This is a genomic window from Nocardia sp. NPDC052316 (genome assembly GCF_044547795.1).
Lineage (GTDB): Bacteria > Actinomycetota > Actinomycetes > Mycobacteriales > Mycobacteriaceae > Nocardia.
On the sequence record NZ_JBIUBB010000004.1, the window covers coordinates 524,913 to 551,532 of the forward strand.

Genomic DNA, 26,620 nt, shown 5'->3' on the forward strand with positions numbered 1-26,620 from the left:
TCAGTTAATGATACGATCGGGCCATGGCCAGAACCGTCGATCCGAATCGCGTCGCCGAACGTCGGCACGCCATCACGCTGGCCGCCACCGAACAGTTCGCCACGCACGGCTACGAACGCACCACCGCCACGCAGATCGCCCGCGCCGCGGGGCTGAGTTCGGGCAGCGTCTTCTACTACTTCAAGGACAAGGCCGCCGTCTTCCGCTCGATCTTCGAGCTGTCGATTCCCCAGCACGCTGCGGTGATCGCCCGCCATGTCGACCGAACCGATTGTCTCGCCGCCATTCTCGACCTCGTCGACGCGCTGGCCGCCGAGGCGATGGACCCGGTGGCACCCAGGTTGATGGTCGAGCTGCTGCGCCGCCTCGATCAGGACGCGGATCTGGCGAAGGTTGTCGTGGCGGACGCGCGACTGAGTGCCGAAGCGCTCGGCGCGCTGGTCGAGCGTGGCGTCCGGACCGGACAGCTCGATCCGGGCTTCGAACCCATGGAGACCGCGCGCTGGATTCTCGCTGTGATCGACGCCGCTTTCCTCAATGCCGACGCCGACCACCCGCGTGACCCGCGCCCGCTGGTGCGCGCGACCGTATCCCGGCTGTTGCGACCGATCGAACCGGAGTAGCCATGACCACCACCGCCACGCCCACTGTCTTGCGCTTGTCCTCGATGTGGCGCTGGCTGTTCGTAGTCGGCGGACTCGCCGTCGGCTGCGGTGTCGGCTTCGCCGTGCCGCCGGTCGGGCGCTGGGCGATCGGCGTCGGCCTGGATCCCGGTCCGCTCCAGGTGGCGATGACCGTGCCACCGGTATGGCTGGTGCCTGCCGCTGCGTGCCTCGGAATCGCCGCGGGCCTGGTGCTTTTCGAGATCGGCCGCAAGGAGAGCCTGACCCTCACCGTCGCCGACGACCACGTCGAACTGGTCAAAGAGGGTCGCGCACAATACGTGCCGCGCAAACACGTCGCCGCCGTGTTCCGTGAGGACGCCGACCTGGTGCTCACCGATCGCACCGAGCGCAGGCTCGCCCGGTTCCGCGCGAACGACCTGCGCCGCACCGATATCGAGAACGCGTTCCGTAGGCACGGCTACCCGTGGCTGGCACAGAACGATCCGTTCGGCGCGGATTTCATTCGCTGGGTCGACGGCCGACCCGAAACCGGGAAGGCCGCCGACGCCCTGCTGCGCGCTCGCCGGGCCGCACTCGCCGACGAAAAGTCCCTCGCCGTAGTTGAACTCGACGAGGAACTGCTCGGCCTCGGCATAGATGTCCGAGATAGGCAGGGGGAACAGCACATTCGAGTGTTCGGCCAGCCGGAATAGGGGACCTCGCCCACGGTGACCAGGCGTATCTCGTCTCGTCTGGTGGTCAGGCAGCCTTGCCCGCTGGTCAGGCGAACACGTCTCGATTACGTTCGGCCCATTCGGCATACGACGCCGGTGCCCGGCCCAGCACCCGGCGCACGTCCTGGCTGATCTCCTGCTCGGCGGCGGTCGGTTCGCCCAGAATCGACAGCGTGTGCTCGACCACCGGTCCGGGCATGAACTGCGTCATTCCCGTATATGCCTGCGCGCGAGTCAATTCCACGAATCGGACCGGTGCGTCGAGGGCGGCACCGATGGCCGCCGCCTGCTCCTGCGGTGTGCTCAGTGCCGGGCCGGTCAGGGTGTAGACCTGCCCGGCGTGGCCGTCCTCGGTCAAGGCCGCGGCGGCGACGGCCGCGATATCGGCGGGGTCGATGGACGGCAAGCCGATCGCACCGAAGGGCGCCGCGACCGTCCGTTCGGCTCGGACGGACTCCGCCCACGCGTACGTATTGCTGAAGAAGCCCGCAGGCCGCAGCAGGGTCCACTCCAGCCCGGATCGCCGGATGGCCTCCTCGAAGGCGATCAACCGGGCATAGCCCTCGGCGGAACTCCTGGTGGCCACCCCCTGCGACGACACGAACACCACCCGCCGGACACCACCGGCCTCGGCGACCTTCAGCAACAGTTCGGGATCCGGGCCGCTCACCAGTTGCTCCCCGGTGATGAGCAGGAACAGCGCCTCGGCGCCCGCGACGGCAGGGGCGAGGCTGGCGGGATCGCCCAGATCGGCGCGCATCGTGCGCACGCCGACGGGCAGTACGGCATCCCCACCGCCTCGCGAAACCGCGGTGACCTGCTGGCCCGCCTCGGCGAGGGTCCGCACGAGGTGTGCGCCGATGTTTCCGGTTGCTCCGGTAACCACGATCATCTTGTACTCCGTTTGAGTTAGTTGACTGACTAAATCGAACGTAATCGACGAACGTCCAGCTTGTCTATAGTGAGTTATGTGACTAACTCAGCAGCCGCAGAGCGGCCGAAGGGTGGTAAACGCGAGCGGCTCGGCACCGCCGCGGCCCGCGTGTTCCATGAGCAGGGGGTCGAAAAGACCACCATCGCCGACATCGCCCACGCCGCGGACGTGCCGGTCGGCAACGTCTACTACTACTTCAAAACCAAGGATCAGCTGGTCCGTGCCGCGATCGGCGCCCACGGTCAGACGCTGAGCGACCTGATCGCCATGCTCGAGCAACTGCCCGCACCGCAGGACCGGCTGAAGGCGCTGATCAACGGCTGGGTCGACGAGCGGGAGACGGCCGCGCGCTTCGGTTGTCCGTCGGGCACCCTCGCCGCCGAACTGGACAAGCGCGCCGACGGCTTGGACCGCGAGCTCGCCGCTGTGATGCGGCAGCTGGTCGACTGGGTCGAGGCGCAGTTCGCGGCCATGGGTCGCGCGGATGCCGAGGAGCTCGCCGTCGCGCTGATCGCCGCCTATCAGGGAATCTCGTTGCTCACCAACACCTTCCGCGAGCCCGAGCTCATGGTGACGGAAGGGGGGAGGTTGGTGCGCTGGATCGACTCGCTGGCGTCCTGAGCGCTCGATGTCCCGGGGAATATGCCACCAGACCCTTGCGTTCGATGCATTGACGATATATCGTCGATAATATGAAACGAACACGAGAGCCTGAGGAGGCTTACATGGAACACCAAGGACATAGAGAATTCGGCCGACGTGGCCCCCGGCAGCGCCCGGGCGGCGAGGACTTCGACCCGCGCCAGCGGTTCCGCCGCGGCGGCCGCCACGGACACGGTCCCGACTTCGGACCGGGCTTCGGCCCAGGATTCGGGCCGGGTTTCGGACCGCACTTCGGTCGCGGACGTGGCCGCGGCGGACGCGGCAGGCGCGGTGACGTGCGGGCGGCGGTGCTGCTGCTGCTCACCGAGCGGCCGATGCACGGTTATGAACTCATCCAGCAGATCCGCGAGCGCAGCGACGACATCTGGCGGCCGAGCCCGGGGTCGATCTACCCCGCGCTGGCGCAGCTGGAGGACGAGGGCCTGGTCCTCATCGAGAAGATCGCCGGGCGCAAGACGGCCCAGCTGACCGAGGCGGGCACCGCGTACGTCACCGAACATCGGGACGATATCGGCGACCCGTGGGCCGACGTCAAGGAAGACGTCGGTGCGCAGGCCATCGACCTGCGCGAACTCGTCGGCCAGCTGATGGGCGCGGTCGCTCAGGTCGCGGCGGCGGGCACGCCGGCGCAGGCGGCCCGCGCGGCGGAGCTGCTCACCGAGACCAGAAAGTCGCTTTACCGAATTCTGGCCGAAGACGAGACCCCCGAAAAGTAACGGGGTGTGAAACACCGCGTCAGAGTGCACATTTGGGGCGGGTTCGGTAGATCATTGTGAGATGCGACAGTTTCGGGGTTTGTGGGTTTGGGGATTTTCACACTTGGGTAAGGCGGTGTTGGCCGCCGCGTTGGTTGCCGTAGCGATACTCGGCACCGGTGTGGCGCAGGCCGAGCCGTCCGGCTACCGGCCGCCCGAGGTCCCCACCCAGCCCGGACCGCCGCAGACCGACCATCTGGGCGCGGCCCGCTACCTGAAGACCCACCCCAACGCGGTCCCATTGGGCACCAACGACTTCGGCTGTAAGCCGAACGCTGCCCACCCGCGCCCCGTCGTCCTCGCCCACGGTACCGACTCGAGCGCCTACTCGGACTACTCGGCGATCGCGCCGCAACTGGCCGCTGCCGGCTTCTGCGTTTTCGCGCTCAACTACGGCGGCACCCCGGGCGCCGAGAGCTACGGCACCGAGGATGTGGTGCTCAGCTCGCACCAGATCGGCGCGTTCGTCGACCAGGTGCTCGCGGCCACCGGCGCGAGCCAGGTCGACCTGGTCGGATTCTCCCAGGGCGCCACCGTCACCCGCTTCTACGTCAACAAGCTCGGCGGTGCGCCGAAGGTCGGCCAGTGGGTCGGCCTGGCCTCGCCGAGCTACGGCGGGGTGATGTACGGACTGGTGCCCGTGGTCGACGCGGTGCCGGGCGGGATGATGGCGTTCGCCAGGGTGACCTCGCTCGCCGCGGTGCAGCAGGCACAGGGCTCGCCGGTCATGGTCGAACTCAATGCGGGTGGGGACACCGTGCCCGGCCCCAAGTACACGACCATCGGCAGCAAGGTCGACGAGATGATCCAGCCGAACAGCAACATCGCGCTGCGCGGCCCCGGCGCGGTGAACATCTCGCTGCAAGACCGCTGCGCCGTCGACCTGACCGGGCACTTCCACATGGTCTACGACCCGTTCGTGCAGCAGCTGCTGCTGAACGTGCTCGACCCGAGCACCCCCGCGCCGGTCTGCAGCCCGGTGATGTTGGGCACCGGCATTCCCGAAGTGATCATCGCCGGAAACTCCTGACCAGGGCGGCCGGGCGGGGGACAGCTCACCCCGCCCGACCGCAATGGAGTTCTACCAGCTTCGGGCTGGTGGATCGGGGACATTCGGGCGTCTCACTAGAATGAGACGACCGTGTTCGTCCGCTCCCGGGAGTTTGCCGTGACCATTCAGTCAGTTCGCCTGTTCGGCGATCCCATCCTGCGTGCCCGCGCGGCGGAGGTCACCGTATTCGACCGGGAACTGCAGCAGCTGGTGACCGACCTGACCGACACCATGCACGACGATGGTGGCGTCGGCATGGCCGCACCGCAGATCGGAGTGGGGTTGCGTGTTTTCGTGTACGACACTCATGACGCCGCGGGGCATCTGGTGAACCCGCAGTGGGAAGTGGTCGGCGACGAAGAACAGGTCGGGCCGGAGGGCTGCCTATCCATTCCGGGGGTGCGCTACGACACCCGGCGGGCGCTGCGGGTCCGGGCGACCGGCGTCGACATGCACGGCGCGCCGGTCGAATTCACCGCCGACGGGCTGCTGGCCCGCTGCGTGCAGCACGAGACCGACCACCTCGACGGGGTGCTGTTCATCGATCGGCTCGACCCGGCGGCGCGCAAGGACGCGATGCGGACCATTCGCGAGTCCGACTGGTTCAGCGCGGGCGTCACGGTGCGTCCGTCGCGGTCGGTGAGCGGAGCGGGCCAGGCCGGCCCGTTCGGACGGGGTCGCTGATGCGCATCGTCTTCGCGGGCACGCCGGAACCGGCCGTGCCGTCGCTGCGGCGCCTGATCGAGTCCGAGCGCCACCAGGTGATCGCCGTGGTGACCAGGCCGGATGCGGTGGCCGGGCGCGGACGCAAGGTGACGAGGTCGCCGGTCGGGCTGCTGGCCGACGAGCACGGTATTCCAGTGCTGACACCGCGTCGCCCGTCCGAACCGGAGTTCATCGAAGAGCTCACCGCGCTGGCGCCCGACTGCTGCCCGGTCGTGGCCTACGGTGCGCTGCTGCCGCAGCAGGTGCTCGACATCCCCCGATTCGGCTGGATCAACCTGCACTTCTCCTTGCTGCCCGCGTGGCGTGGCGCGGCGCCGGTGCAGGCCGCGATCGACGCGGGCGACGAGATCACCGGCGCGTCCACCTTCCAGATCGAGGCCGGGCTCGACACCGGGCCGGTGTTCGGCACGGTGACCGAGAAGATCGCCGTCACCGACACCGCGGGCACGCTGCTCGACCGGCTCGCGGTGAGCGGTGCCAAGTTGCTCGAAGCGACCCTCGACGGCGTGGAAGACGGGAGCCTGCAAGCTGTTCCGCAGTCCAACGACGGCATCTCGCACGCGCCCAAGATCACTGCCGAGGCTGCGCACATCCGCTGGGATTTGCCCGCGCTCGCCATCGCCCGCCGCGTTCGCGCGGTCACTCCCGCACCGGGGGCGTGGACCGAGGTCGACGGCAATCGCTTGAAGATCGGCCCGGTCGAAATGGTGGAGGAGGAACTGCCGCTGCGGGCCATCGAGGTTCGCAAGTCCGGTGTCTACGTCGGCACCGCGACTACGGCGCTGCGCCTCGATCAGGTGCAGCCCCAAGGTAAACGCATGATGGCGGCCCTCGACTGGGCACGCGGTGCGCGATTGCAGCCCGGCGCGGTGGTCGAGTGACGATCCTCGATCGTCCGGTGCGGCTGAAGTCGATCCGCGATGATGTCGCCACTCCATTGGCGTCGCGCGCTCTTGCCGCCGGGCATTGCGGTGGAACCCCAATCATCCAGCGCCCCAGCACAACCCCGGCGCGGCCGAAAACGGCCCGCCCCCTTCATATCCGTGGCGACGCGCCGCGACCTCAACGAGAGCGGTGGAGCATGACAGCACGGTGCAAGATCTCGCTAACCGACCGAGCTGCCACGGCCGGTTTCACGCAGCACGCGGTCATCGATTTCGTGCAGGGCCGGGCGGCCGGTTTCGCGCGGAGCCGGGCAGCTGGTTTCGCGCGGAGCCGGTCGGCTGGTTTCGTGCAGGGCCGGTCGGCTGGTTTCGTGCAGGGCCGGTCGGCTGGTTTCGTGCAGGGCCGGTCGGCTGGTTTCGTGCAGGGCCGGTCGGACGGTTTCGCGCAGGGCCGAGCGGCTGGTTTCGTGCAGGGCCGGTCGGACGGTTTCGCGCAGAGCCGGTCGGACGGTTTCGCGCAGGGCCGAGCGGCTGGTTTCGTGCAGGGCCGGTCGGCTGGTTTCGTGCAGGGCCGGTCGGACGGTTTCGCGCAGAGCCGGGCAGCTGGTTTCGTGCAGGGCCGGTCGGACGGTTTCGCGCAGAGCCAGTCGGTCGGATTCGCGCAGGGCGCGGTGATCGGATGACGCCCCCGGAGCGTAAGCGCGGCAACGAGTCTCGCGATTCCGGCCGACCGCGGAATGAGCGGTCGGGTGGTGCTGAATCCGCGCGGGGCGGTTCGGCTTCGCGCGGGGCGCGCGCGGCGGACGGATCGACCGGGCGAACGGGCTCGGGGCGGGGCGCGGGCTCGGCGAAAGGTGGTGCGGGGCGGTCGGCGCCCGGCCGTGGCGGGCAGTCGGCCCAGAGTGGTTCGCGCACAGCTGATCAGGGCGGACGTTCGGCGGGCTCGGCGAAGCGTGCCGGCGGCCCGAAGGATCGGGGATCGAGTGCGGGCGGGCGTCCCGGCGAGACCGCCGATGCCCCTCGGCTCGTCGCGCGCGACGTGTTGCGGGCGGTGCGGGAGCGCGACGCGTACGCGAATCTCGTGCTGCCTGGACTGCTTCGGGATCGGCGGATCACCGGCCGGGACGCGGCGCTGGCCACCGAGCTCACCTACGGTGCATGCCGTTCGCGCGGACTGCTCGACGCGGTGATCGAGGCGGGCGCGGGTCGGCCGATCGCGGAGATCGACGGACCGCTGCTGGATGTGTTGCGGCTCGGCGTGTATCAGCTGTTGCGGACCCGCATCGGCGCGCACGCGGCGGTGGATACCTCGGTGGCGCTCGCGCGCAGCGAATTCGGTACGGGCAAAGCCGGTTTCGTGAACGCGGTGCTGCGGCGCGCCGGGGAGAAGACGGTCGAGGAATGGGTGGCGCAACTCGCGCCTTCGGATCCGGTGGGGCGGTTGGCCTTCGAGTTCGCGCATCCGGTGTGGATAGCGCAGGCCTTCGCGGACGCGCTCGGCGCACGGGCTGGGGAGTTGCGCGACGCGCTGGCCGCCGATGACGCTCGGCCTGCGGTGCATCTGGTCGCCCGGCCCGGCGAAATCACTGCGGAGGAATTGGCGCTCGTCACCGGCGGCGAAGAAGGCCGCTGGTCGCCGTACGCGGTCTATCTGGACGGCGGCGATCCCGGAAAACTGGAGCCGGTGCGCGAAGGCATGGCCGGGGTGCAGGACGAGGGCAGTCAGCTCGTCGCCCTCGCGCTGACCCGCGCCCCGCTGCACGGACCGGACGGCGGCCGCTGGCTGGATCTGTGTGCCGGTCCAGGCGGTAAGGCCGCTTTGCTCGGTGCCCTCGCCGCGATCGATGGTTTCCGCGTCGACGCGGTCGAGCCCGCCGAACACCGCGCCGAACTCGTCCGCAAGTCCGTGCACGGGCTGCCCGTCGACGTCCACGTCACCGACGGCCGCGCCAGCGGACTGACCCCCGGCTACGACCGCATCCTGGTGGATGCCCCGTGCACCGGTCTCGGCGCACTGCGCCGCCGCCCCGAGGCCCGCTGGCGTCGCACACCGGCCGACGTCGCCGAACTGGTCACGCTGCAGCGCGAATTACTCACCGCCGCATGGGATCTGCTCCGCCCCGGCGGCGTCCTGCTGTACTCCACCTGCTCGCCCCACTTGTCGGAAACGGTCGTCGTGGTAGCCGACGCGGTCCGCCGCCTCGGCGCCGAACAACTCGACGCCCGCCCCCTCCTCCCCGGCGTCGACGACCTCGGCGACGGCCCGACCGCTCAACTCTGGCCGCACCGCCACGGCACCGACGCAATGTTCATGTCCGCTCTCCGCAAACCCTGACCCGCGGGATCGAGAGGGAACTGGTGTAGGCGGCCTCTCGCGATTCGCCACCACCAGTTCCCCATGATCACTCGTCCAGCTCGGCGTGCGGCGGGGATGCCGGGCGTGTGCGTCGGGTGCTGGTGCGGGGGCGACGGCTCCGGCGGGTCAATTTGTGTGCGGTCCAAGCCGGGCTCTCGACGCTGCCGAGCGACCGTTCCGCCATTGTGGTTCCATTCGTACAATCCCTCGCTCGGCGCGTCGGGCAGACTGACGTTCATGGCACTGACGTGGCAAGACGTGGTCGCCCTCGCGACCGAACTTCCCGGCGTCGAGGAGTCGACCTGGTGGAACAGTCCAGCGTTGAAGGTCGGCGGCAAGGGCTTCGGCCGGTTACGCGTCGACGCCGAAGGCGGGTTGGCCCTGGTGTGTGATCCCGCTGAGAAGGATGCGCTGCTGGCCTCCGGCGATCCGGCGTTCTACACCACCCCGCACTACGACGGTCACCCGTTCATCCTCATCGATCTCGAACGCGTCACCCGCGAACAGCTTCGCGAGATGCTGGACGACGCATGGTGGCTCACCGCCCCGCCGAAAGTGCGCAAACAGCGGGCGTCCGCCAAGAACTGAACCGTTACTCCCGGCTCGACTGTTCCCGCAGCCGCGCAAGGGTTTTCGCGAGGATGCGCGAGACGTGCATCTGCGAGATCCCCATCTGCTGGGCGATCTGGGTTTGCGTCATCGATTCGAAGAACCGCATGGTGAGGATCCGGCGTTCCCGCTCGGGCAGCCCGGCCAGCAGCGGGCGGATCGCGACATACTCCTCCACCCGGTCGAATTGGGACTCTTCCTCACCGAGGGTGTCCAGCAGGGAGGCGTCGGTGTCGCGGCCGAGGGTGGCCGCGTCGATGGAGCTCGGCTGGTAGGCGTTGCCCGCGATGACGGCTTGGGTCACCTCGTCCGGGTCCACGTCGAGTTCGGCGGCGATTTCCTTGGCCGTCGGGGATCGGCCCAGCCGCTGGGAGAGCGCGTCGATGGCCGCGCCGATCCGCAGGTGGGTCTCCTTGACCCGCCGCGGCACCCGCATAGCCCAGGTGTTGTCGCGGAAGTAGCGGCGCACCTCGCCCATGATCGTCGGCACCGCGAAGGACAGGAAGTTCGAGCCGCGCTCGACGTCGAAACGGTCGACGGCGTGGACCAACCCGACCCGCGCCACCTGGGTGAGGTCGTCGAACGGTTCACCGCGCCCGCTGAACTTGCGCGCGATGTGATCGGCCAGCGGGATGCAGCGACTGATCAGTTCGGCACGGATCGCGCTGTGCCGCGCGGTCCCCGGCTTGCTCGCGCCGAGCTGTTCGAAGAGCAGCCCGACGTCGTCGTAGCCGGCGACCGTCCGCACCGCTTCGATGGTTTCGCTCTCCTCGGCGGCGTCCTCGGTGCTGACATCGTCCGCGTCCTCGGCGACGCCCTCCGCGTCGTCGGCCTTCTCGGTGGCGGGATCCGCCTTGTCGATAACGGTGTCGGCGTTGTCGTCGCGATCGGAGTCGAACACGGTGTCCTCGTCCGCCACTACGCTTTCCCCCGGACCCGACGGAACTCGACCGTCGTCGGATATCCGGAAACCGTCGAATCGAACGAATCCTGTTTTGCCTGTACCTCATCGGTGAGGGTGCGCAGTACATGCCAGCCGAAGCTGCGCTGGTCCGGTAAACCCGCCTTGGCTGCGATCCCGCTGACGTGGACAAGCAACTCGGTCTCGCCCACGGTGAAGCGACAGTTCAGGCTGGTGTCGGGTCCGGCGACGGCGATCAGGGTCGAGCAGACCTCGTCGACGGCCAGCCGGATGTCGGCCACCTCGTCCAGCGTGAAATCGCTTAGTAGGACGAGAGTTTCGGCGAGCCCACGAACGATGGGCAGCTGTGTGACCGATGCGGCCACCCGAATCTCCACCGGGGTGCTGTACAGCCCCTGTTCCGCCGAAATGTTGATCACCCTATGCAGGCTACCCACTCCCGCGCTGGGCAACCCACACTACCGATAGACTGCGACGTTGTGTCCACCCCGACTTACGCGCGCCCGGCCGTTCCGATGATCGCCCCCTCCATCCTGTCCGCCGACTTCGCCCACCTCGCGGACGAGGCACGGGCGGTCGCGGGGGCCGACTGGCTACACGTCGACGTGATGGACGCGCATTTCGTGCCGAACCTGACGCTGGGCCTGCCGGTGGTGCAGAGCCTGCTGAAGGCGACCGACATCCCGCTCGACTGCCACCTGATGATCGAGGATCCGGGCCGTTGGGCGCCGCCGTACGCCGAGGCGGGCGCGCACAATGTGACCTTCCATGCCGAGGCGACCGACGATCCGATCGCGGTGGCCCGGGATATCCGCGCGGCGGGTGCCAAGGCCGGTCTCTCGGTGAAGCCGAACACGCCGATCGAGCCGTACCTGGAGATCCTGCGCTCGTTCGACACCCTGCTCGTGATGAGCGTCGAGCCCGGCTTCGGCGGGCAGTCGTTCATCGCCGATGTGCTGGAGAAGGCGCGCACGGTGCGCAGGCTGGTGGACGCGGGCGAGCTGCGACTGCTGGTGGAGATCGACGGTGGTATCAATGCCGACACGATCGAGGCTGCGGCCGAGGCAGGGATCGATTGCTTCGTCGCCGGGTCCGCTGTGTACAACACGGCCGACCCCAAGGCGGCCGTCGAGTCGCTGCGCCGGCAAGCCGCCGCGGTGCGCGCGGGCTGAGCGACGGATCGCTGACTGCGCGGGTTCAACAGGCAGCGATTGTGCGCGTCGCGCGGTAAGCGGTGCCGGGGTACGCGCGGTCTGTCTCGGCGAATTCGCTTACAGCGCGCGGGTTTTGCACGCGCCGACGGCGCGGGTTGCCTCGATCACCGCGTTGAGCGGCGGCCGGGTGGTCGCGGTTTCGGGGGAGCGAATCCACGTGCGATAGCCGGTGTGCTCGTCGTCGGGCGAGGGGAGCACGATCTGGCTGCCGGTGCAGGCCACCGTCGCGTACATCCGGAACAGCTCGGCGGAGACCGCGGCGGTCAGGGTGTCCGGCCGGTACGGTCCGGTCAGGAAGGTCCACCGCTTGGCGCGGGCGTGATCGAGGACCGGTCCCGCGATGGCGGCCTGCTCGAGCCGCTGCTGCACCCGTTCGCCGAGGTCGGCGGGCATGGTGATGGCGCCGTAGTGCGCGCCGATATGCAGCAGAATGCGTCGCGAGGTGGGATCGATCGAGGCGGGCAGGTGCAATTCGCGTCGGTACTGCGCGCAGCGAACTTCCAGCGTCGAATCGAGAAGAGTGGTCACGCCGCGCCCCCAACTGTGTCGAGCTTGATTAGACCCACTGTGGTTTTCTTACTTCCGTGAGTAGTGGACAATCCTCTGGTCGAACTTCCTGGCGGCATCACGTGCTTCACCAGGTCTAACGGTGCCTCCTCGAACTGTTCGGTGAACGGTAGGAATCGGCTGTATAACAATATTGCTGCTATTTCGGTCACGGCGCAAGCAAATGTGAAAAGTGGGTGGCAACTGGGTATGGAAAGAGCTCGTGGGTTTGCCGGAAGTGTGCAAAACACGAACTGATGGTATCCGTATTTCGTCGCAATAATCATTGTCGACATGAAAAAGCCGATATATACGCATGTTCGATTTTAATTCGGCATCAATTCTTTATTGATCGTTTGCCCCAGGTGGCGTGTCACTGGCCGACGGTCTGCTTCCTTCGGCGGTTGCCGGGACACGGTCTGCTGGCCCTTTGAGCGGAACCGTGCTGTCGGCTACGACCAGCCGTCGTTAAGCTGAGCCAAGGGCACCGACCGGCGGGAATACCCGTCGCGGCCGGGCTGTTCCGCAACCGGGGACAACGACAGGGAGTCAGGGCATGTTCACAGGCATCGTCGAGGAGCTGGGCGAGATCGTCGCCACCGAGCGGTTGGCCGACGCCGCCCGGCTGACGATCCGGGGCGAACTGGTGACCTCCGATGCCGGGCACGGCGATTCGATCGCGGTGAACGGTGTGTGCCTGACCGTCGTCGAGGTGGTCGGCGGCGATTCGTTCACCGTCGACGTGATGCAGGAGACGCTGGATCGCTCCAGCATCGGCAAGCTGGAGACCGGATCGAAGGTCAACCTGGAACGGGCCGCCGCTCTCAACAGCAGGCTCGGCGGACACCTCGTCCAGGGTCACGTCGACGGCACCGGCACCGTGCTCTCCCGCACCCCCTCGGAGAACTGGGACGTGGTGCGCATCTCGCTGCCCGACTCGATCGCACGCTATGTGGTGGAGAAGGGCTCGATCACCGTCGACGGCATCTCGCTCACCGTCTCCGCCCTCGGCGTCGCCGTCGAGCCCGCGGAGGCGGGCAGCGGCGACTGGTTCGAGGTCTCGCTCATCCCCACCACGCTTGCCCTGACAAATCTCGGCTTTGCCACCGTCGGCACCACCGTCAATCTGGAGGTGGACGTGATCGCGAAGTACGTGGAGCGCCTGCAGCAGCGCGGGTGAACAGCCGGGCGGTCATCATCCGCGAGCGACGCCGTAGTGTAGTGGCGGACCTAATTCGAGATGGAGCACAACAGACGTGACCAGGTTCGACACCATCGAGCGCGCAGTCGCCGACATCGCCGCCGGTAAGGCGGTCGTCGTCGTCGACGACGAGGACCGCGAGAACGAGGGCGACCTCATCTTCGCGGCGGAGAAGGCCACCCCGGAGCTGGTGGCCTTCATGATTCGCTACACCTCCGGTTACATCTGTGTGCCACTGACGGGTGACGACTGCGATCGGCTTGGTCTGCCGCCGATGTACGCGATGAACCAGGACAAGCACGGCACCGCCTACACCGTGTCGGTCGACGCCCGCGAGGGCATCACGACCGGCATCTCCGGTGCCGACCGCGCCACCACCATGCGACTACTCGCCTCCGACGAGGCGAAGGCCGACGACTTCACCCGCCCCGGCCATGTGGTGCCGTTGCGCGCGAAGGACGGCGGCGTGCTGCGCAGGCCGGGCCACACCGAGGCCGCGGTCGACCTGTCCAGGATGGCCGGACTGCGCCCCGCGGGCGTGATCTGCGAGATCGTCAGCCAGAAGGACGAGGGCCACATGGCCCGCACCGAGGAGCTGCGCGTCTTCGCCGACGAGCACAACCTCGCGCTCATCTCCATCGCCGACATGATCGCCTGGCGGCGCAAGCACGAGAAGCACGTGGTGCGCGTCGCCGAGGCGCGGATCCCCACGGCACACGGCGAATTCATGGCCGTCGGGTACCAGAGCATCTATGACGAGGTCGAGCATGTCGCGCTGGTGCGCGGCGACCTCGCCGACGGCGAGGACGTGCTGGTGCGGGTGCACTCCGAGTGCCTCACCGGCGACGTGTTCGGTTCACTGCGCTGCGACTGCGGTCCGCAACTGGATGCCGCGCTGGAGATGGTGGCCCAGGAAGGCCGCGGCGTGGTGCTGTACATGCGCGGTCACGAGGGCCGCGGCATCGGGCTGATGCACAAGCTGCAGGCCTACCAGCTGCAGGACTCCGGCCACGACACGGTCGACGCGAACCTGGAACTCGGGCTGCCCGCTGACGCGCGCGACTACGGCACCGGCGCGCAGATCCTGGTCGACCTCGGGATTCGCTCGATGCGGCTGCTCACCAACAACCCGGCCAAGCGCGTCGGCCTGGACGGCTACGGTCTGCGGATCACCGACCGGGTGCCGATGCCGTTGCGCGCCAACGCCGAGAACCTGCGCTACCTGCGGACCAAGCGCGACCGGATGGGCCACGACCTGATCGGGCTCGACGACATCGATCTGGGCGAGACCGCCCGCTAATTCACGGAGAGGCAGACATCGATGAGCGGTACCGGCGTACCGACTTTCGCGCTCGCGGATGCCAAGGATCTGAAACTCGGCATCGTCGCGTCGCGCTGGCACACCACCATCTGCGACACCCTGGTGGCGAACGCCGAACAGGTGGCCAAAGACGCCGGCGTGCTGCACGTCACGGTGGTGCGGTGCGCGGGCGCGATGGAACTGCCGGTGGTGGCCCAGGAACTGGCGCGCACGCACGACGCGGTCGTCGCGCTCGGCGTGGTGATCCGGGGTGGCACACCGCATTTCGAGTACGTCTGCGACGCGGTCACCGCCGGTCTCACCCGGGTCTCGCTGGACGCGGGCACGCCCGTCGCGAACGGGGTGCTCACCACGAACAACGAGGAGCAGGCGCTGGATCGGGCCGGTCTTCCCGGTTCGGCCGAGAACAAGGGCGAGCAGGCCTGCGCCGCGGCGCTCGACGCCGCGCTGACGCTGCGTTCCCTGCGGCAGTCCGCGTAGTAACTGATGCCGGTCTCTCGCATTTTCCGAAGGAACACTGAAACCACCACAGGACAAGGCGATACATCGGGGTGGGAGCTCGAGATCCGCCCCCGCCGTGCCGTGCGCAACGCGCGCATCGTCGCCGTCGTGATTGCCGCTGCTTTCCTCGCGGGCGGTATCTGGTTGCGCACCGGTTCGACCGGCGTGAACTTCCGCGTCGTCGACCAGCTAGCCATGATCGGCATCGGCCTGGTCATCGCCGCCGCGGTCCTGCTGCTCACCCGGCCGCGCGTACGGGTCGGCGCCGGCGGGGTCTCGGTGCGAAACATCCTCGGCGACAACGACTTTTCCTGGGACACCGTTCGCGGAGTCACCTTCCCCGATCGGAAAGCCTGGGCCAGGCTCGAACTCGTCAACGACGATTACGTTCCCATGCTGGCCATCCGCTCCAACGACAAGGAGCGGGCCGCCGAGGCCATGGAGCAGCTGCGCGAACTGGGCGTGAAGTACACCGCCGAGCCGAAGTGATCGGTGCCGCCGCCGGTGTCGAGGTTCAGCGCGCCAGCAGCATGGGATAGACGACGGGCCCGTGGTCGATGGGTAGCTCGCCCTGCCGTTTGAAGCCGAAGCGTTCGAAGAACGGGCAGGCCGCACGGGAATTGCAGATCAGGAAGCAGGACTCGGTCGAGCCGGCCAGCCGCTGCTCGATCAGGGACGACGCGAAGCCCTGACGCCGACAATTCGGGTGAGTACCGACGGCGGCGAGGTACAGATGGGGTGTATCGGGTCGGACGTCTTCGATCTGGCGGGAGGCCGCGAGTGCCCGGGGCAGACTGCCTTTCAACGCCCGGAACAGGGTGAACGGCTTCGCGATCGATGAGATGACCCCCGGCGGTTCCCACAATGCGACGCTGACGATGTTCCCGTCCGTGTCGCACGCCGCATCGACCATGCCCGTCTCCGCTCGCGAGGCGATACGCGAGTCCCAGAACGCAGGCAGCGCATGCTGCCGCAACCCACGTCGCGGCCAGAAGTAGGTCATCAGCGGATCCTCGGCGAAAGCCTCCGCGAGGACGAACGCACCGGTCTGCATAACTGCAGGTTAACGGCCAACCGTGGCACTACCGCGAGATAAACCCCCGACACGCGCGACGAGGACGACGTCCGCACCCGCGCTGCCGACTCAGCGGGTGTCGCCGAGCACTGCTCCCTCACGGCGGGGGTCGGCGCCGCCGATCCAGCCGTCGCCGTCGCGCTGGAGTGCGCTGAGGCCGCTGGATTGGGGGGCGACCGTGACCTGGTGGCCTAGCTCGCGCAGGCGCAGGACCAGGGCGTCGTTGTTGCCGTTGTCGGCGGTGTTGATGCTCGGGTGTTCGCCGCCGACGCCGGTGGAGGGCGTGTTGCCCGCGCCGAAGGAGAGGGCGGAGACGGCCTGTTGCGGATCGAGGCTCCAATCCAGCATGCCGATCAGGGTTTTCACGACGAACTGGATGATCACCGAGCCGCCGGGGGAGCCTGCGATGTGGGTGAGGGCGCCGCGGGTACCGTCGGGGGCCTTGTCGAAGACGAGGGTGGGGGCCATCGAGCTGCGCGGGCGCTTGTTGGGCTGGATCCGGTTGGCGACGGGTGCGCCGTCGGTGCCGAGCGGGTCCGCGGCGAAGTCGGTGAGCTGGTTGTTCAGCACGAAACCGTTGACCAGGTGGAATGAGCCGAATGCCGACTCCACGGTGGTGGTCATGGCCGCCGCGTTGCCGTACTTGTCGACCACCGAGATATGGCTGGTGCCGTGCTCGGGCGGCTGCGCGCCGACACCGAGCGGGACCGGACCGAAGTCGCCGGGCTGTGCGGTGCCCATGCTGCGGCCGCGGTCGATCAGCGCGGAGCGCTGCTTCAGGTAGTCCTTGTTCACCAGGGTCTGCGGTGAATTACCGGGCAGCGGAATGAAGTCCGAGTCGGCGACGTACTTGTTGCGGTCGGCGTAGGCGAGGCGTTCGGCCTCGGCGATGAGATGGACGGCGTCGGCCTTCGGCTTGCCGCCGTTGCGGGCGTCGGAACCGGAACCGAGGTTGTCCGGCGGCAGCGCGGCGAGGTCGAAGTTCTCCAGGATGCCGAGGGTGGCGGCGACGGTGCTGCCGCCCGACGACGGGTTCGGCATGCCGCAGATCTCGTGCGCGCGATAGGTGGTGCACAGCGCGGTGCGCTTCTTCGCCTGGTAGTTGGCCAGGTCGGCGGTGGTCATCAGGCTCGGGGTGCGGCCGCCGGATGCGGAGGTGGCCGCTTCGACGATGTCGGCCGCGATGGTGCCGGTGTAGAAGGCTTGGGCGCCCTCGGCGGCGACGGCGCCAAGCGTCTTCGCCATCGCCGGGTTGGTCAGCATGGTGTCCGCGGGTTTGGGGGTGCCGTCGGGATTCAGGAAGTACGCCTTCGCCGCCTCGTCGAGGGCCAGATCCTTGGCGGACTCCGCGATCTGCCCGGCGAAGCGGGGGCTGATCGGGAACCCGCGATCGGCGAGATCGATGGCCGGGTCGAACAGTTCCCGCCAGCCGGTCTTGCCGTGGTCGCGGTGCGCCATCTCCAGCATCCGCAAAACCCCTGGCACGCCGATGGATCGACCGCTGGCGCGGGTGTTCGGTTTCGGCTCGGACCGATCGGTGTCGCTGACCCAGCGCAGGTAGTTCTCGGTGGCCGCGGCGGGCGCGACCTCGCGCCCGTCGTAGGCGTCCACGGTCTTGGTGTTCGCGTCGTAGTACATCAGGAACGCGCCGCCGCCGATGCCGGACGCCTGCGGTTCGACCAGGCCGAGCACCGTCTGCGCGGCGATCAGCGCGTCCGCGGCGGTACCGCCCTCGCGCAGCACGCCACACGCGGCCTTCGTCGCCACCGGGTTCGCCGTCGCCACCGCATACGTCTTGGTGCGCACCGCCGTCATCCCCGACCGGTAGCCGGTGGAGATCTCCGGATTGGTGCTGATGTCCTGGGTCTTGCCGCCCGTGGCGCCTGCCGAGGTCGCGGCCACCGGTGTTCCGTTCGGCACGGTGTCGCAGACGGCCGCGGCTTTGTCCTCCTCCGACGAACATGCCGTGACCGTCCCGAGGGCGAGCAGCAGCACTGCCGCCACACCCGTCCACGTTCCTCGCGCGCGCCTCATGGGGGGACTCTAACGCCCGGCACCGACACCGGGGGAGGGATTTGTCCGACCGACGCCGGGAGAGTCCGGCGCTACCGGTGCCGCAAGGATGCCGGCGCCTCGACAAGATCCTTCCAGGCGCGACGAGGCCCGCGTAACGACGACGAACCCCCTTGCGCACCACCGGATATCCGCCTGCGCCCTGGTGACCTGCGACGACTCCCGCTACTGCGGACCGGTCGGTAGGCTGATCCGGTGACCATCGAAGCGGTGCTCTTCGACTATTCCGGAACCTTGTTTCGACTGGAGGAGGACGAATCCTGGGGTGCGGACCTGGTCGCGGCCGATGGCCGCCCCTTCGATGTGCACGAGAAGGCCGAGATCCTGCGCAGGATGACCGCCCCGGTCGGTCAGCTGGTGCGGTTCGACGCCGACGGCCAGCACGCCTGGGACAACCGTGACCTGGACCCGAAGCTGCATCGGCGGGCCTACCTGGAGGTCCTGCGCAAGTCCGGCGTCCCGACCGACGACCAAGCCGCCGTCCTCTACGGCCGCCTGATCGATCCGATGTCCTGGACGCCCTACCCGGACGTCGACGAAGTATTGACCTCGCTTGCGGCCCAAGGCATTCAGGTCGGGGTGGTGAGCAACATCGCGTTCGACATCCGCCCCGCCTTCACCACCCGGAACTGGGACCGCTACATCGACGCCTTCGCCCTCTCCTTCGAGGTCGGCGCGGTGAAACCCGATCCACGCATTTTCGCCGCCACCCTCGACAAACTCGGCGTCGACCCGGCCGCCGCCCTGATGGTCGGCGACAGCGCCGAGGCGGACGGCGGCGCGACCGCACTCGGCTGCCGATTCGCCCTGGTAGACCCCCTGCCCACGGGCGAGCGGCCGTCCGGTCTGCTCGACGCACTGCACCAGCACGGGCTGTCCTGATCGACCGGCGCGCCCGCGATCAGCACGGCATCATCTCCCGATAACCCCCGCCGCGCCCGAGTTGTCCGACTCGCTCCGGTGCTCTAGCGTCCAGCTGGCGCACCCGTCGATACGGGTCGAGAGTGTTGATCGGGAGTGGGGAGCGCCGTGGGCGCGGACTTTTCGGACGAGGATTTAGCGGTCGCCGAGAAATTATGGGCACTGAGCGAGCTGCCCGAGGCCGTCAGCGAAGCGCGGGAAGCCGCCTGGGGGCTGGCGGGATTCGGACTCGTCTATCCGGTGGTCATGGGAGTGACGCGCAGCGCCGAGGCCGCGGGCGGCGCGGCCATCCAGTTCCTGTTCAGCTGGCTGCTCGGCCTCGCCGCCTGGGGATTCCTCCGCGGCGCGAGCGGCGTGCGGGTGCTGGCGATCATCTTGGCGCTCGCCCAGGCCGTGGTCGGCTGGCGAACCCAGCCCAACGACATCCCGTTCGCGCAGTGGATCGTGGCGGTGCTCTTTTCGCTCGGCGCGTCGAGCGCCGTCGTCTACCAGCTGTGCCGCGCCGAAGCCAAGGAGTGGTTCGGCGCAGGCGAATGACGCGTTCGGCGGCAGAACTAGGCACCGAACTTCCTGTCCAGCAGCGTGTTTCGGCAACGAGCGGCCGGTCGATCCGGGTCGCGACCCCGCACGGGCACCGAACCCGGATCGCCTTGCCGAGCTTGTCGGACGTGCTCGATAGGCTTGATGGGTGGCAGATCCAGCGACGTACCGGCCCAAGCCGGGCACGATTCCCGTCGAACCAGGGGTGTACAAGTTCCGGGACGCATATCGGCAGGTCATCTACGTCGGCAAGGCAAAGAGCCTGCGCAGCAGGCTGAACTCCTACTTCGCCGACGTGGCGTCGCTGCATCCGCGCACGCGGCAGATGGTCACCACGGCCGCGAGCGTCGAATGGACCGTCGTCTCCACCGAGGTGGAGGCGCTGCAGCTCGAGTACAACTGGATCAAGGAGTTCGACCCCCGGTTCAATGTGCGGTACCGGGACGACAAGTCGTATCCGGTGCTCGCGGTGACGCTGAACGAGGAGTTCCCGCGCCTGTTCGTCTACCGCGGCGCGCGCAAGAAGGGCGTGCGGTACTTCGGCCCCTACGCGCACGCCTGGGCGATCCGGGAAACCCTCGACCTGCTGCTGCGGGTGTTCCCCGCGCGCACCTGTTCCAACGGAGTGTTCAAGCGGCACAACCAGATCGGGCGCCCCTGCCTGCTCGGCTACATCGACAAGTGCTCGGCGCCGTGCATCGGCCGGGTCAGCGCCGCCGAACACCGCCAGATCGTGGAGGACTTCTGCGACTTCCTGGCAGGCCGCACCGACCGCATGGTGCGCCAGCTCGAACGCCGCATGCAGGACGCCGCCGAGGACCTCGACTTCGAGAACGCCGCCCGCCTGCGCGACGACGTGCAGGCGCTGCGCCGCGCGCTGGAGAAGCAGGCCGTGGTGCTCGGCACCGGCACCGATGCCGACGTGATCGCCTTCGCCACCGACGAGCTCGAGGCGGCGGTGCAGATCTTCCACGTCCGCGACGGAAGGGTCCGGGGCCAGCGCGGCTGGGTGGTCGACAAATCCGGCGACGCCATCGACTCACCCGAGGCGGGCAGCGAACTGGCCGTGTTGGTGGAGCAGTTCCTCACCCAGTTCTACGGCGAGCAGGTCGCGGTGGCGGAGCTGGGCGAGGCCGAGCAGCCCGCGACGGTGGTGCCGAGGGAGGTGCTGGTCCCCGAGCTCCCGGCCGACGCCGAGCAGTTGCAGGAGTGGCTGTCGAACCTGCGCGGCTCGGCCGTGCAACTGCGGGTGCCGCAGCGCGGCGACAAGAAGGCCCTCGCCGAGACCGTGCAGCGCAACGCGATGGAGGCCTTGCAGCAGCACAAGCTCAAGCGCGCGGGCGACCTGACGTCGCGATCGGCTGCGCTGCAAGCCATTCAAGACGCTCTCGAACTGGACAGCGCCCCGCTGCGGATCGAGTGCGTCGACATCAGCCATGTGCAGGGCACCGATGTGGTCGCCTCGCTGGTGGTGTTCGAGGACGGACTGGCCCGCAAATCCGAGTACCGGCACTACACCATCAAGGAGGCCGCGGGCGACGGCCGCTCCGACGACGTCGGCAGCATCCGGGAGGTGACCCGGCGGCGCTTCTACAAGCTGCAGAAGGAGCGCGAGCTGATGGTGAACGAGGACCTGGCGGAGGTCGAGGCCCTCGACGACACCGCGGAAATCGTGTCCCGCCCCGGCATCGACCCGCAGACCGGCCGTCCGCGTAAGTTCGCCTACCCGCCCAACCTTTACGTCGTCGACGGCGGCGCACCCCAGGTCGCGGCCGCCGCCGAGGTGCTCGACGAACTCGGCATCACCGATGTCGCGGTGATCGGCCTGGCCAAACGCCTCGAAGAGGTGTGGGTGCCGGGGGAGAGCGACCCGGTGATCATGCCGCGCAACAGTGAAGCCTTGTTCCTGCTGCAGCGGATCCGCGACGAGGCCCACCGGTTCGCCATCACCTTCCACCGCAGCAAACGCTCCCGCCGGATGACCGCATCCGCGCTGGACTCGGTGCCGGGCCTGGGGACGGCGCGCCGAACCGCATTGGTTACCCATTTCGGTTCCGTCGCCAAGCTCAAGCAGGCCACGGTGGAGGAGATCACCGAGGTCCCTGGCATCGGATTGGCCACCGCCAAGGCCGTGCTCGCGGCGCTCCAGGAAGGCTGAGGACGATCGGAAACACCGGCTTTGCTCCGATCCACCTATATTCTCGGTACCGTTCCAACACATGTTTGTGCGCGAGCGCCAGCGAGCAGCCAGGGATACACCGCGTGCGGGCGCACGACGGAACCGAGCGCAGGCTCGGTGGAGTCGCTAGCCTTCCACGTGCACCACGGAAGGTGATCGCGCATGTCTGCGCCCGATACCGGAACCGGTGCGGGATGATTCGAGAGGTACCCAGAGAGCGAGCGCAGCGAGTGAACCGACAACACAGCGTGCCACGGCGCACGGCGGAGCCGAGCGCCCGCGCGGTGCGGTCGTGTGACGGATCCGGTAGGACATGACACGCGTCGAAGCGAACAACACTGCGGGTGATCCGCGACAGACCGAGGGGCGGGCCGGCCCCTCGAGCGCTGTCGCGGCGGCGAACCCACAGGTCGAAGTCGTCATCGTGACCGGACTATCCGGCGCGGGCCGCGGCACCGCCGCCCGCGTACTCGAGGATCTCGGCTGGTACGTCACCGACAACCTGCCCCCGGAGCTGATCGGCCGGATGGTCGAACTCGGCGCCTCCGCCGATCCGCCGATCCGCAGTCTGGCCCTGGTGATGGACGTGCGCAGCAGGTTCTTCACCGGCGACCTCTCGGTGGTCACCGAACAGTTGCGCAAACTCGGCATCGAAACCAGGGTGCTGTTTCTGGAAGCCTCCGACGATGTGCTGATCCGGCGTTTCGGCTTCGCCCGGCGCCGCCACCCGCTGCAAAGCGAGAGCAAAGACGGCACGCTCTCGTCGGGTATCGCCGCAGAACGCATCCGGCTCTCGGCCGTGAAAACCGCGGCGGACCTGGTCATCGACACCACCGAGCTGTCCATCCACCAGCTGCACCGCAAGCTGGAGGAGGCCTTCGGCGACGGTGCACCCAGTGCACTGCAGCTGACGGTGCAATCTTTCGGCTTCAAGCATGGGGTTCCACTGGACGCCGACATGGTGTTGGATGTGCGTTTTCTACCTAATCCACATTGGATACCGGAATTGCGGGAACACACTGGTCAGGAATCAGTGGTGAGCGAGTACGTGTTGTCGCGCCCCGGCGCGGCCGACTATCTGCGTACCTGCCACCACCTGGTCGAGCTGACCATGAACGGTTACCGCCAAGAGGGGAAGCGATACATGACGGTGGCAGTGGGCTGCACCGGAGGCAGGCACCGCAGCGTGGCGATAGCCGAGGCTCTTGGCGAACTGATGAGCGAGGGCACCGGCGGGAGCGAGGGCCCCGCCGATGTGGTGCGCGTCGTGCATCGGGATCTGGGGCGCGAATGAGTGAGCGCACGATGCCTCGTGGTAGCGAGGCCGCGGCATGACGGGGTGGGAATCCGATCCCGGCATTGTCGCGCTGGGTGGCGGGCACGGCCTGTACTCGACATTGACCGCCGTTCGGCGGTTGACCAGAAAGATCTGCGCGGTCGTCACCGTCGCGGACGACGGCGGCTCGTCCGGTCGCCTACGCGCCGAGCTGGGCGTGCTACCGCCCGGTGACCTGCGGATGGCGCTCGCCGCGCTGGCCGCGGACGCCGACGGAATCTGGACCACGACCGTGCAACACCGCTTCGGCGGCACCGGCGCACTGGCCGGCCACTCGGTCGGCAACCTCATCCTGGCCGGCCTGACCGAGGTGCTCGGCGACCCGGTCGCCGCGCTCGACGAACTCGCGAAGATGTTGCGCATCACCGGCCGGGTGCTGCCGATGTCGCCCATCGCGCTCGATATCGAAGCGGATGTGGCTGGGCTGGAAGCAGATCCACGCGTCAGCCGCTGCATCCGCGGTCAGGTCGCCATCGCGACCACCCCGGGAAAGGTCCGGCGGGTGCGGTTGATTCCGTCGGATCCACCCGCCAGCCAGGAGGCCACCTCGGCCATCGAGCACGCCGACGTCGTCGTGCTCGGACCGGGCTCCTGGTTTACCAGCGTCATCCCCCATGTGCTCGTCCCCGAACTACGAGAGGCGCTGGTGTACACCCGAGCGAGAAAAGTTCTCGTGCTGAACCTGGCCGCCGAGCCCGGCGAAACGGCGGGTTTCTCCGCCGAACGGCACCTGCATGTATTGTCCCAGCACGCACCGGAATTCGTGGTCGACGAAGTTTTGGTCGATTCGGGGTCGGTGCCCGAGGGTCGCGAAAGAGAACATGTGGCGAGAGCTGCCGAACAGTTGCGGGCACGGGTAACCTTCTCCGATGTCGCCGAAGCGGGAACGGACCGGCATCACCCCGGAAAGCTTGCCGCCGCACTGGATCAACTGATCCGGCAACCTCGGCCACAAATGGCAGGGCTTCGAGTCGAGGGACGGCACATGGGTCAGGATGTGCGTTCCGGGTTGGGTGGAAAGGAGCGCGTCTCGTGGCGATGACAGCCGATGTGAAAGACGAGCTGAGCAGGCTCACGGTGTCGCAAGTCAGTTCCCGCAAGGCGGAACTGTCCGCGTTGCTGCGCTTCGCGGGCGGCCTGCACATCGTCGGCGGGCGGGTGATCGTCGAGGCCGAGGTGGACATGGGCTCCATCGCGCGCAGGCTGCGCCGGGAGATCTTCGAGCTATACGGCTACGGCTCCGATGTGCACGTGCTCGGCGCGGGCGGGCTGCGCAAGACCTCCCGCTACGTGGTGCGCGTGTCCAAGGAGGGCGAGGCGCTGGCCAGGCAGACCGGGCTGCTCGATGTGCGCGGTCGTCCGGTGCGCGGCCTGCCGGCGCAGGTGGTCGGCGGCAGCATCGCCGATGCCGAAGCAGCTTGGCGCGGAGCGTTTCTCGCGCACGGCTCGCTCACCGAACCCGGCCGCTCCTCCGCACTGGAGGTCAGCTGCCCTGGTCCGGAGGCGGCGCTCGCGCTCGTCGGCGCGGCGCGCAGGCTCGGCATCACCGCCAAGGCGCGCGAGGTGCGCGGCACCGACCGGGTCGTAGTGCGCGACGGCGAGGCCATCGGCGCGCTGCTCACCAGGATGGGTGCGCACGGCACCCGCATCGTCTGGGAGGAGCGCAGGCTGCGCCGCGAGGTGCGGGCCACCGCAAACCGGCTGGCCAACTTCGACGACGCCAACCTGCGCCGCTCGGCCAGGGCCGCGGTCGCCGCGGCCGCCAGGGTGGAGCGTGCGTTGGAGATCCTCAGCGACGATGTGCCCGATCATCTCGCCGCCGCTGGCAAACTGCGTGTGCAGCATCGGCAGGCCTCGCTGGAGGAACTCGGCCAGCTCGCCGACCCGCCGATGACGAAAGACGCTGTGGCGGGCCGGATTCGGCGCCTGCTGTCGATGGCGGACCGGCGGGCCAAGGAGCTCGGCATCCCCGACACGGAATCCGCTGTCACGGCCGAATTGCTCGACGAAGCCTGATTCGGAGTGTGTCATCCGGCCGGTCGCCCACTCGGGTGACCGGCCGGATGATTCCGCTACCGGGCTGCAGCGCGATCGGTGGGTTGCGCCGAAAATGATGGCCGAACCATGCGCACAAACGCACACGTGTGCCGGAACGGGAACCGGGTAACCCCGCAGACGTCAGAATGACCGGTGTGTCGGAATGCCAGGACTCTTGACGATGTTCCTGCGCTGGTCGGCGGACCGGACTGTGAGGAAACAGACCAGTCGGTGATCGATTTCCCTGGTTACCGTAGTGAAGTGGTGACTCGGGAACGTTCGCACCCTGGTGGCCTGATGACCGCATCGAGATCGCCAGTTCACAACGGACAGGTGCATGTCGGTGGGGTTACAGGCGGGCACTACTGTTACTAGACATCGGAATGATCCGCTTGAAAGCTGAGGAGCGATAACGTGACTGTCCGGGTAGGCATCAACGGCTTCGGTCGTATCGGACGTAACTTCTTCCGGGCGGTGGAGGCGCAGAAGGCGCTGGGCACCACCGACATCGAGATCGTCGCGGTCAACGACCTCACCGACAACGCGACTCTCGCGACCCTGCTCAAGTACGACTCGATCCTCGGCCGCCTGCCGCAGGATGTCTCGCTCGACGGCGACGACACCATCGTGGTCGGTGACCAGCGGATCAAGGCGCTGGCCATCAAGGAGGGCCCGGCGGCGCTGCCGTGGGGCGACCTGGGCGTCGACGTGGTGGTCGAGTCCACCGGCATCTTCACCGATGCCACCAAGGCGAAGGGCCACCTCGCCGCGGGCGCCAAGAAGGTCATCATCTCCGCGCCTGCCAAGGGCGAGGACCTGACGGTCGTCATGGGCGTCAACGACGACAAGTACGACGGCAGCCAGAACATCATCTCCAACGCCTCGTGCACCACCAACTGCCTCGGCCCGCTGGCGAAGGTGCTGAACGACAGCTTCGGCATCGAGCGTGGTCTGATGACCACCATCCACGCCTACACGCAGGACCAGAACCTGCAGGACGGCCCGCACAGCGACCTGCGTCGCGCCCGCGCGGCCGCGCTGAACATCGTGCCGACCGGCACCGGTGCGGCCAAGGCCATCGGCCTGGTGCTCCCCGAACTGCAGGGCAAGCTGGACGGTTACGCGCTGCGCGTGCCGGTTCCGACGGGCTCGGTCACCGACCTGACCGTCACCCTGCGCAAGTCGGCCTCGATCGACGACATCAACGCCGCCTACAAGGCCGCCGCCGAGGGACCGCTCAAGGGCATCCTGAAGTACAACGTCGACCCGATCGTGTCGAGTGACATCGTCACCGACCCGCACTCGTGCATCTACGACGCGCCGCTGATCAAGGTGATCGACGATCAGGTCAAGGTCGTCGGCTGGTACGACAACGAGTGGGGCTACTCCAACCGTGTCGCCGACCTCATCGGCCTCGTCGGCAAGTCGCTCTGAGGC

27 protein-coding genes and 1 pseudogene are annotated in these 26,620 nt (G+C 68.1%); 22 read left to right on the forward strand and 6 right to left on the reverse strand.

Annotated features, from left to right (window positions below; genetic code table 11):
• Window positions 1-23: 23 nt before the first annotated feature.
• Complete coding sequence (locus ACIHA7_RS20800; protein WP_397291807.1) at window positions 24-623, forward strand: TetR/AcrR family transcriptional regulator; 600 nt, start codon at window positions 24-26, stop codon at window positions 621-623.
• Window positions 624-625: 2 nt separating this feature from the next.
• Window positions 626-1,318: a hypothetical protein gene (locus ACIHA7_RS20805; protein WP_397291812.1), complete on the forward strand. Its 693-nt coding sequence runs from the start codon at window positions 626-628 to the stop codon at window positions 1,316-1,318.
• 67 nt (window positions 1,319-1,385) lie between these two features.
• Here ACIHA7_RS20805 and ACIHA7_RS20810 read toward each other — a convergent pair whose 3' ends face one another.
• A complete protein-coding gene (locus ACIHA7_RS20810) occupies window positions 1,386-2,231 on the reverse strand; it encodes an SDR family oxidoreductase (RefSeq protein ID WP_397291816.1) in 846 nt (281 codons plus the stop codon).
• 78 nt (window positions 2,232-2,309) lie between these two features.
• Between ACIHA7_RS20810 and ACIHA7_RS20815 the strand changes: the two genes are divergently transcribed.
• The 8 genes and pseudogenes from ACIHA7_RS20815 to ACIHA7_RS20850 all read left to right on the forward strand — a co-directional run bounded on the left by ACIHA7_RS20815 (window position 2,310) and on the right by ACIHA7_RS20850 (window position 9,296).
• Window positions 2,310-2,894, forward strand: a complete 585-nt coding sequence (locus ACIHA7_RS20815) for a TetR/AcrR family transcriptional regulator (RefSeq protein WP_397291821.1) — start codon at window positions 2,310-2,312, stop codon at window positions 2,892-2,894.
• 104 nt (window positions 2,895-2,998) lie between these two features.
• Window positions 2,999-3,652: a PadR family transcriptional regulator gene (locus ACIHA7_RS20820; protein ID WP_135232035.1), complete on the forward strand. Its 654-nt coding sequence runs from the start codon at window positions 2,999-3,001 to the stop codon at window positions 3,650-3,652.
• Window positions 3,653-3,713: 61 nt separating this feature from the next.
• Window positions 3,714-4,721, forward strand: a complete 1,008-nt coding sequence (locus tag ACIHA7_RS20825; RefSeq protein ID WP_397291827.1) for an esterase/lipase family protein — start codon at window positions 3,714-3,716, stop codon at window positions 4,719-4,721.
• 138 nt (window positions 4,722-4,859) lie between these two features.
• Window positions 4,860-5,426 (forward strand): peptide deformylase, encoded by a 567-nt coding sequence (gene def, locus ACIHA7_RS20830; protein ID WP_397291831.1) that lies wholly within the window; start codon window positions 4,860-4,862, stop codon window positions 5,424-5,426.
• Window positions 5,426-6,349, forward strand: coding sequence for a methionyl-tRNA formyltransferase (fmt, locus tag ACIHA7_RS20835; RefSeq protein ID WP_397291835.1), 924 nt, complete (start codon window positions 5,426-5,428; stop codon window positions 6,347-6,349). The genes def and fmt overlap by 1 nt, the downstream gene beginning before the upstream one ends.
• A gap of 200 nt (window positions 6,350-6,549) precedes the next feature.
• Complete coding sequence (locus ACIHA7_RS20840) at window positions 6,550-7,035, forward strand: hypothetical protein (protein ID WP_397291840.1); 486 nt, start codon at window positions 6,550-6,552, stop codon at window positions 7,033-7,035.
• A gap of 245 nt (window positions 7,036-7,280) precedes the next feature.
• Window positions 7,281-8,687: pseudogene (locus ACIHA7_RS20845) on the forward strand (RsmB/NOP family class I SAM-dependent RNA methyltransferase); the annotation flags it as partial.
• Between the two features lie 258 nt (window positions 8,688-8,945).
• Window positions 8,946-9,296 carry an MmcQ/YjbR family DNA-binding protein gene (locus ACIHA7_RS20850; protein ID WP_397291844.1) on the forward strand — a complete coding sequence of 117 codons (351 nt, stop codon included), beginning with the start codon at window positions 8,946-8,948 and terminating at the stop codon, window positions 9,294-9,296.
• Window positions 9,297-9,300: 4 nt separating this feature from the next.
• Here the strand turns inward: ACIHA7_RS20850 and ACIHA7_RS20855 are convergent, their stop codons facing one another.
• Both ACIHA7_RS20855 and ACIHA7_RS20860 read right to left on the reverse strand, forming a co-directional pair.
• A complete protein-coding gene (locus ACIHA7_RS20855; protein ID WP_397291848.1) occupies window positions 9,301-10,236 on the reverse strand; it encodes an RNA polymerase sigma factor SigF in 936 nt (311 codons plus the stop codon).
• Entirely contained in the window at window positions 10,236-10,658 is a 423-nt protein-coding gene (locus tag ACIHA7_RS20860) for an ATP-binding protein (RefSeq protein WP_147131737.1), read from the reverse strand. Before ACIHA7_RS20860 ends, ACIHA7_RS20855 begins: the two co-directional genes overlap by 1 nt.
• A gap of 96 nt (window positions 10,659-10,754) precedes the next feature.
• On the opposite strand from ACIHA7_RS20860, the gene rpe reads away from it, so the two are divergent.
• Complete coding sequence (rpe, locus tag ACIHA7_RS20865; protein ID WP_397293111.1) at window positions 10,755-11,411, forward strand: ribulose-phosphate 3-epimerase; 657 nt, start codon at window positions 10,755-10,757, stop codon at window positions 11,409-11,411.
• A gap of 99 nt (window positions 11,412-11,510) precedes the next feature.
• On the opposite strand, the gene ACIHA7_RS20870 is transcribed toward rpe, so the two are convergent.
• Complete coding sequence (locus tag ACIHA7_RS20870; protein WP_397291853.1) at window positions 11,511-11,981, reverse strand: hypothetical protein; 471 nt, start codon at window positions 11,979-11,981, stop codon at window positions 11,511-11,513.
• Window positions 11,982-12,555: 574 nt separating this feature from the next.
• Here ACIHA7_RS20870 and ACIHA7_RS20875 point away from each other — a divergent pair.
• The 4 genes from ACIHA7_RS20875 (at window position 12,556) to ACIHA7_RS20890 (ending at window position 15,511) form a co-directional block, all read left to right on the forward strand.
• Window positions 12,556-13,179, forward strand: a complete 624-nt coding sequence (locus ACIHA7_RS20875) for a riboflavin synthase (RefSeq protein ID WP_397291857.1) — start codon at window positions 12,556-12,558, stop codon at window positions 13,177-13,179.
• 76 nt (window positions 13,180-13,255) lie between these two features.
• The gene (locus ACIHA7_RS20880) at window positions 13,256-14,500 is read left to right on the forward strand and encodes a bifunctional 3,4-dihydroxy-2-butanone-4-phosphate synthase/GTP cyclohydrolase II (protein ID WP_135232026.1); all 1,245 of its coding nucleotides are present in this window, start codon (window positions 13,256-13,258) and stop codon (window positions 14,498-14,500) included.
• Window positions 14,501-14,521: 21 nt separating this feature from the next.
• A complete protein-coding gene (gene ribH / locus ACIHA7_RS20885) occupies window positions 14,522-15,001 on the forward strand; it encodes a 6,7-dimethyl-8-ribityllumazine synthase (protein ID WP_397291862.1) in 480 nt (159 codons plus the stop codon).
• A gap of 129 nt (window positions 15,002-15,130) precedes the next feature.
• Window positions 15,131-15,511 (forward strand): PH domain-containing protein, encoded by a 381-nt coding sequence (locus tag ACIHA7_RS20890; RefSeq protein ID WP_397291864.1) that lies wholly within the window; start codon window positions 15,131-15,133, stop codon window positions 15,509-15,511.
• Window positions 15,512-15,536: 25 nt separating this feature from the next.
• Here the strand turns inward: ACIHA7_RS20890 and ACIHA7_RS20895 are convergent, their stop codons facing one another.
• Window positions 15,537-16,076, reverse strand: coding sequence for a GNAT family N-acetyltransferase (locus ACIHA7_RS20895; RefSeq protein WP_397291868.1), 540 nt, complete (start codon window positions 16,074-16,076; stop codon window positions 15,537-15,539).
• A gap of 90 nt (window positions 16,077-16,166) precedes the next feature.
• Window positions 16,167-18,131 carry a gamma-glutamyltransferase family protein gene (locus tag ACIHA7_RS20900; RefSeq protein ID WP_397291872.1) on the reverse strand — a complete coding sequence of 655 codons (1,965 nt, stop codon included), beginning with the start codon at window positions 18,129-18,131 and terminating at the stop codon, window positions 16,167-16,169.
• 234 nt (window positions 18,132-18,365) lie between these two features.
• Between ACIHA7_RS20900 and ACIHA7_RS20905 the strand changes: the two genes are divergently transcribed.
• The 7 genes from ACIHA7_RS20905 (at window position 18,366) to gap (ending at window position 26,617) form a co-directional block, all read left to right on the forward strand.
• The gene (locus tag ACIHA7_RS20905; RefSeq protein ID WP_397291875.1) at window positions 18,366-19,052 is read left to right on the forward strand and encodes an HAD family hydrolase; all 687 of its coding nucleotides are present in this window, start codon (window positions 18,366-18,368) and stop codon (window positions 19,050-19,052) included.
• 147 nt (window positions 19,053-19,199) lie between these two features.
• Window positions 19,200-19,628, forward strand: coding sequence for a hypothetical protein (locus ACIHA7_RS20910; RefSeq protein ID WP_397291878.1), 429 nt, complete (start codon window positions 19,200-19,202; stop codon window positions 19,626-19,628).
• Window positions 19,629-19,779: 151 nt separating this feature from the next.
• Complete coding sequence (gene uvrC, locus ACIHA7_RS20915) at window positions 19,780-21,789, forward strand: excinuclease ABC subunit UvrC (RefSeq protein ID WP_397291881.1); 2,010 nt, start codon at window positions 19,780-19,782, stop codon at window positions 21,787-21,789.
• A gap of 334 nt (window positions 21,790-22,123) precedes the next feature.
• Window positions 22,124-23,104, forward strand: coding sequence for an RNase adapter RapZ (gene rapZ, locus ACIHA7_RS20920; protein WP_240772276.1), 981 nt, complete (start codon window positions 22,124-22,126; stop codon window positions 23,102-23,104).
• A 37-nt stretch (window positions 23,105-23,141) separates the two neighbouring features.
• Entirely contained in the window at window positions 23,142-24,188 is a 1,047-nt protein-coding gene (gene yvcK, locus ACIHA7_RS20925; RefSeq protein WP_397291887.1) for a uridine diphosphate-N-acetylglucosamine-binding protein YvcK, read from the forward strand.
• Window positions 24,179-25,162, forward strand: a complete 984-nt coding sequence (gene whiA / locus ACIHA7_RS20930; protein WP_040736336.1) for a DNA-binding protein WhiA — start codon at window positions 24,179-24,181, stop codon at window positions 25,160-25,162. Before yvcK ends, whiA begins: the two co-directional genes overlap by 10 nt.
• Window positions 25,163-25,597: 435 nt before the next feature.
• Entirely contained in the window at window positions 25,598-26,617 is a 1,020-nt protein-coding gene (gene gap, locus ACIHA7_RS20935; RefSeq protein ID WP_107657914.1) for a type I glyceraldehyde-3-phosphate dehydrogenase, read from the forward strand.
• Window positions 26,618-26,620 lie beyond the last annotated feature (3 nt).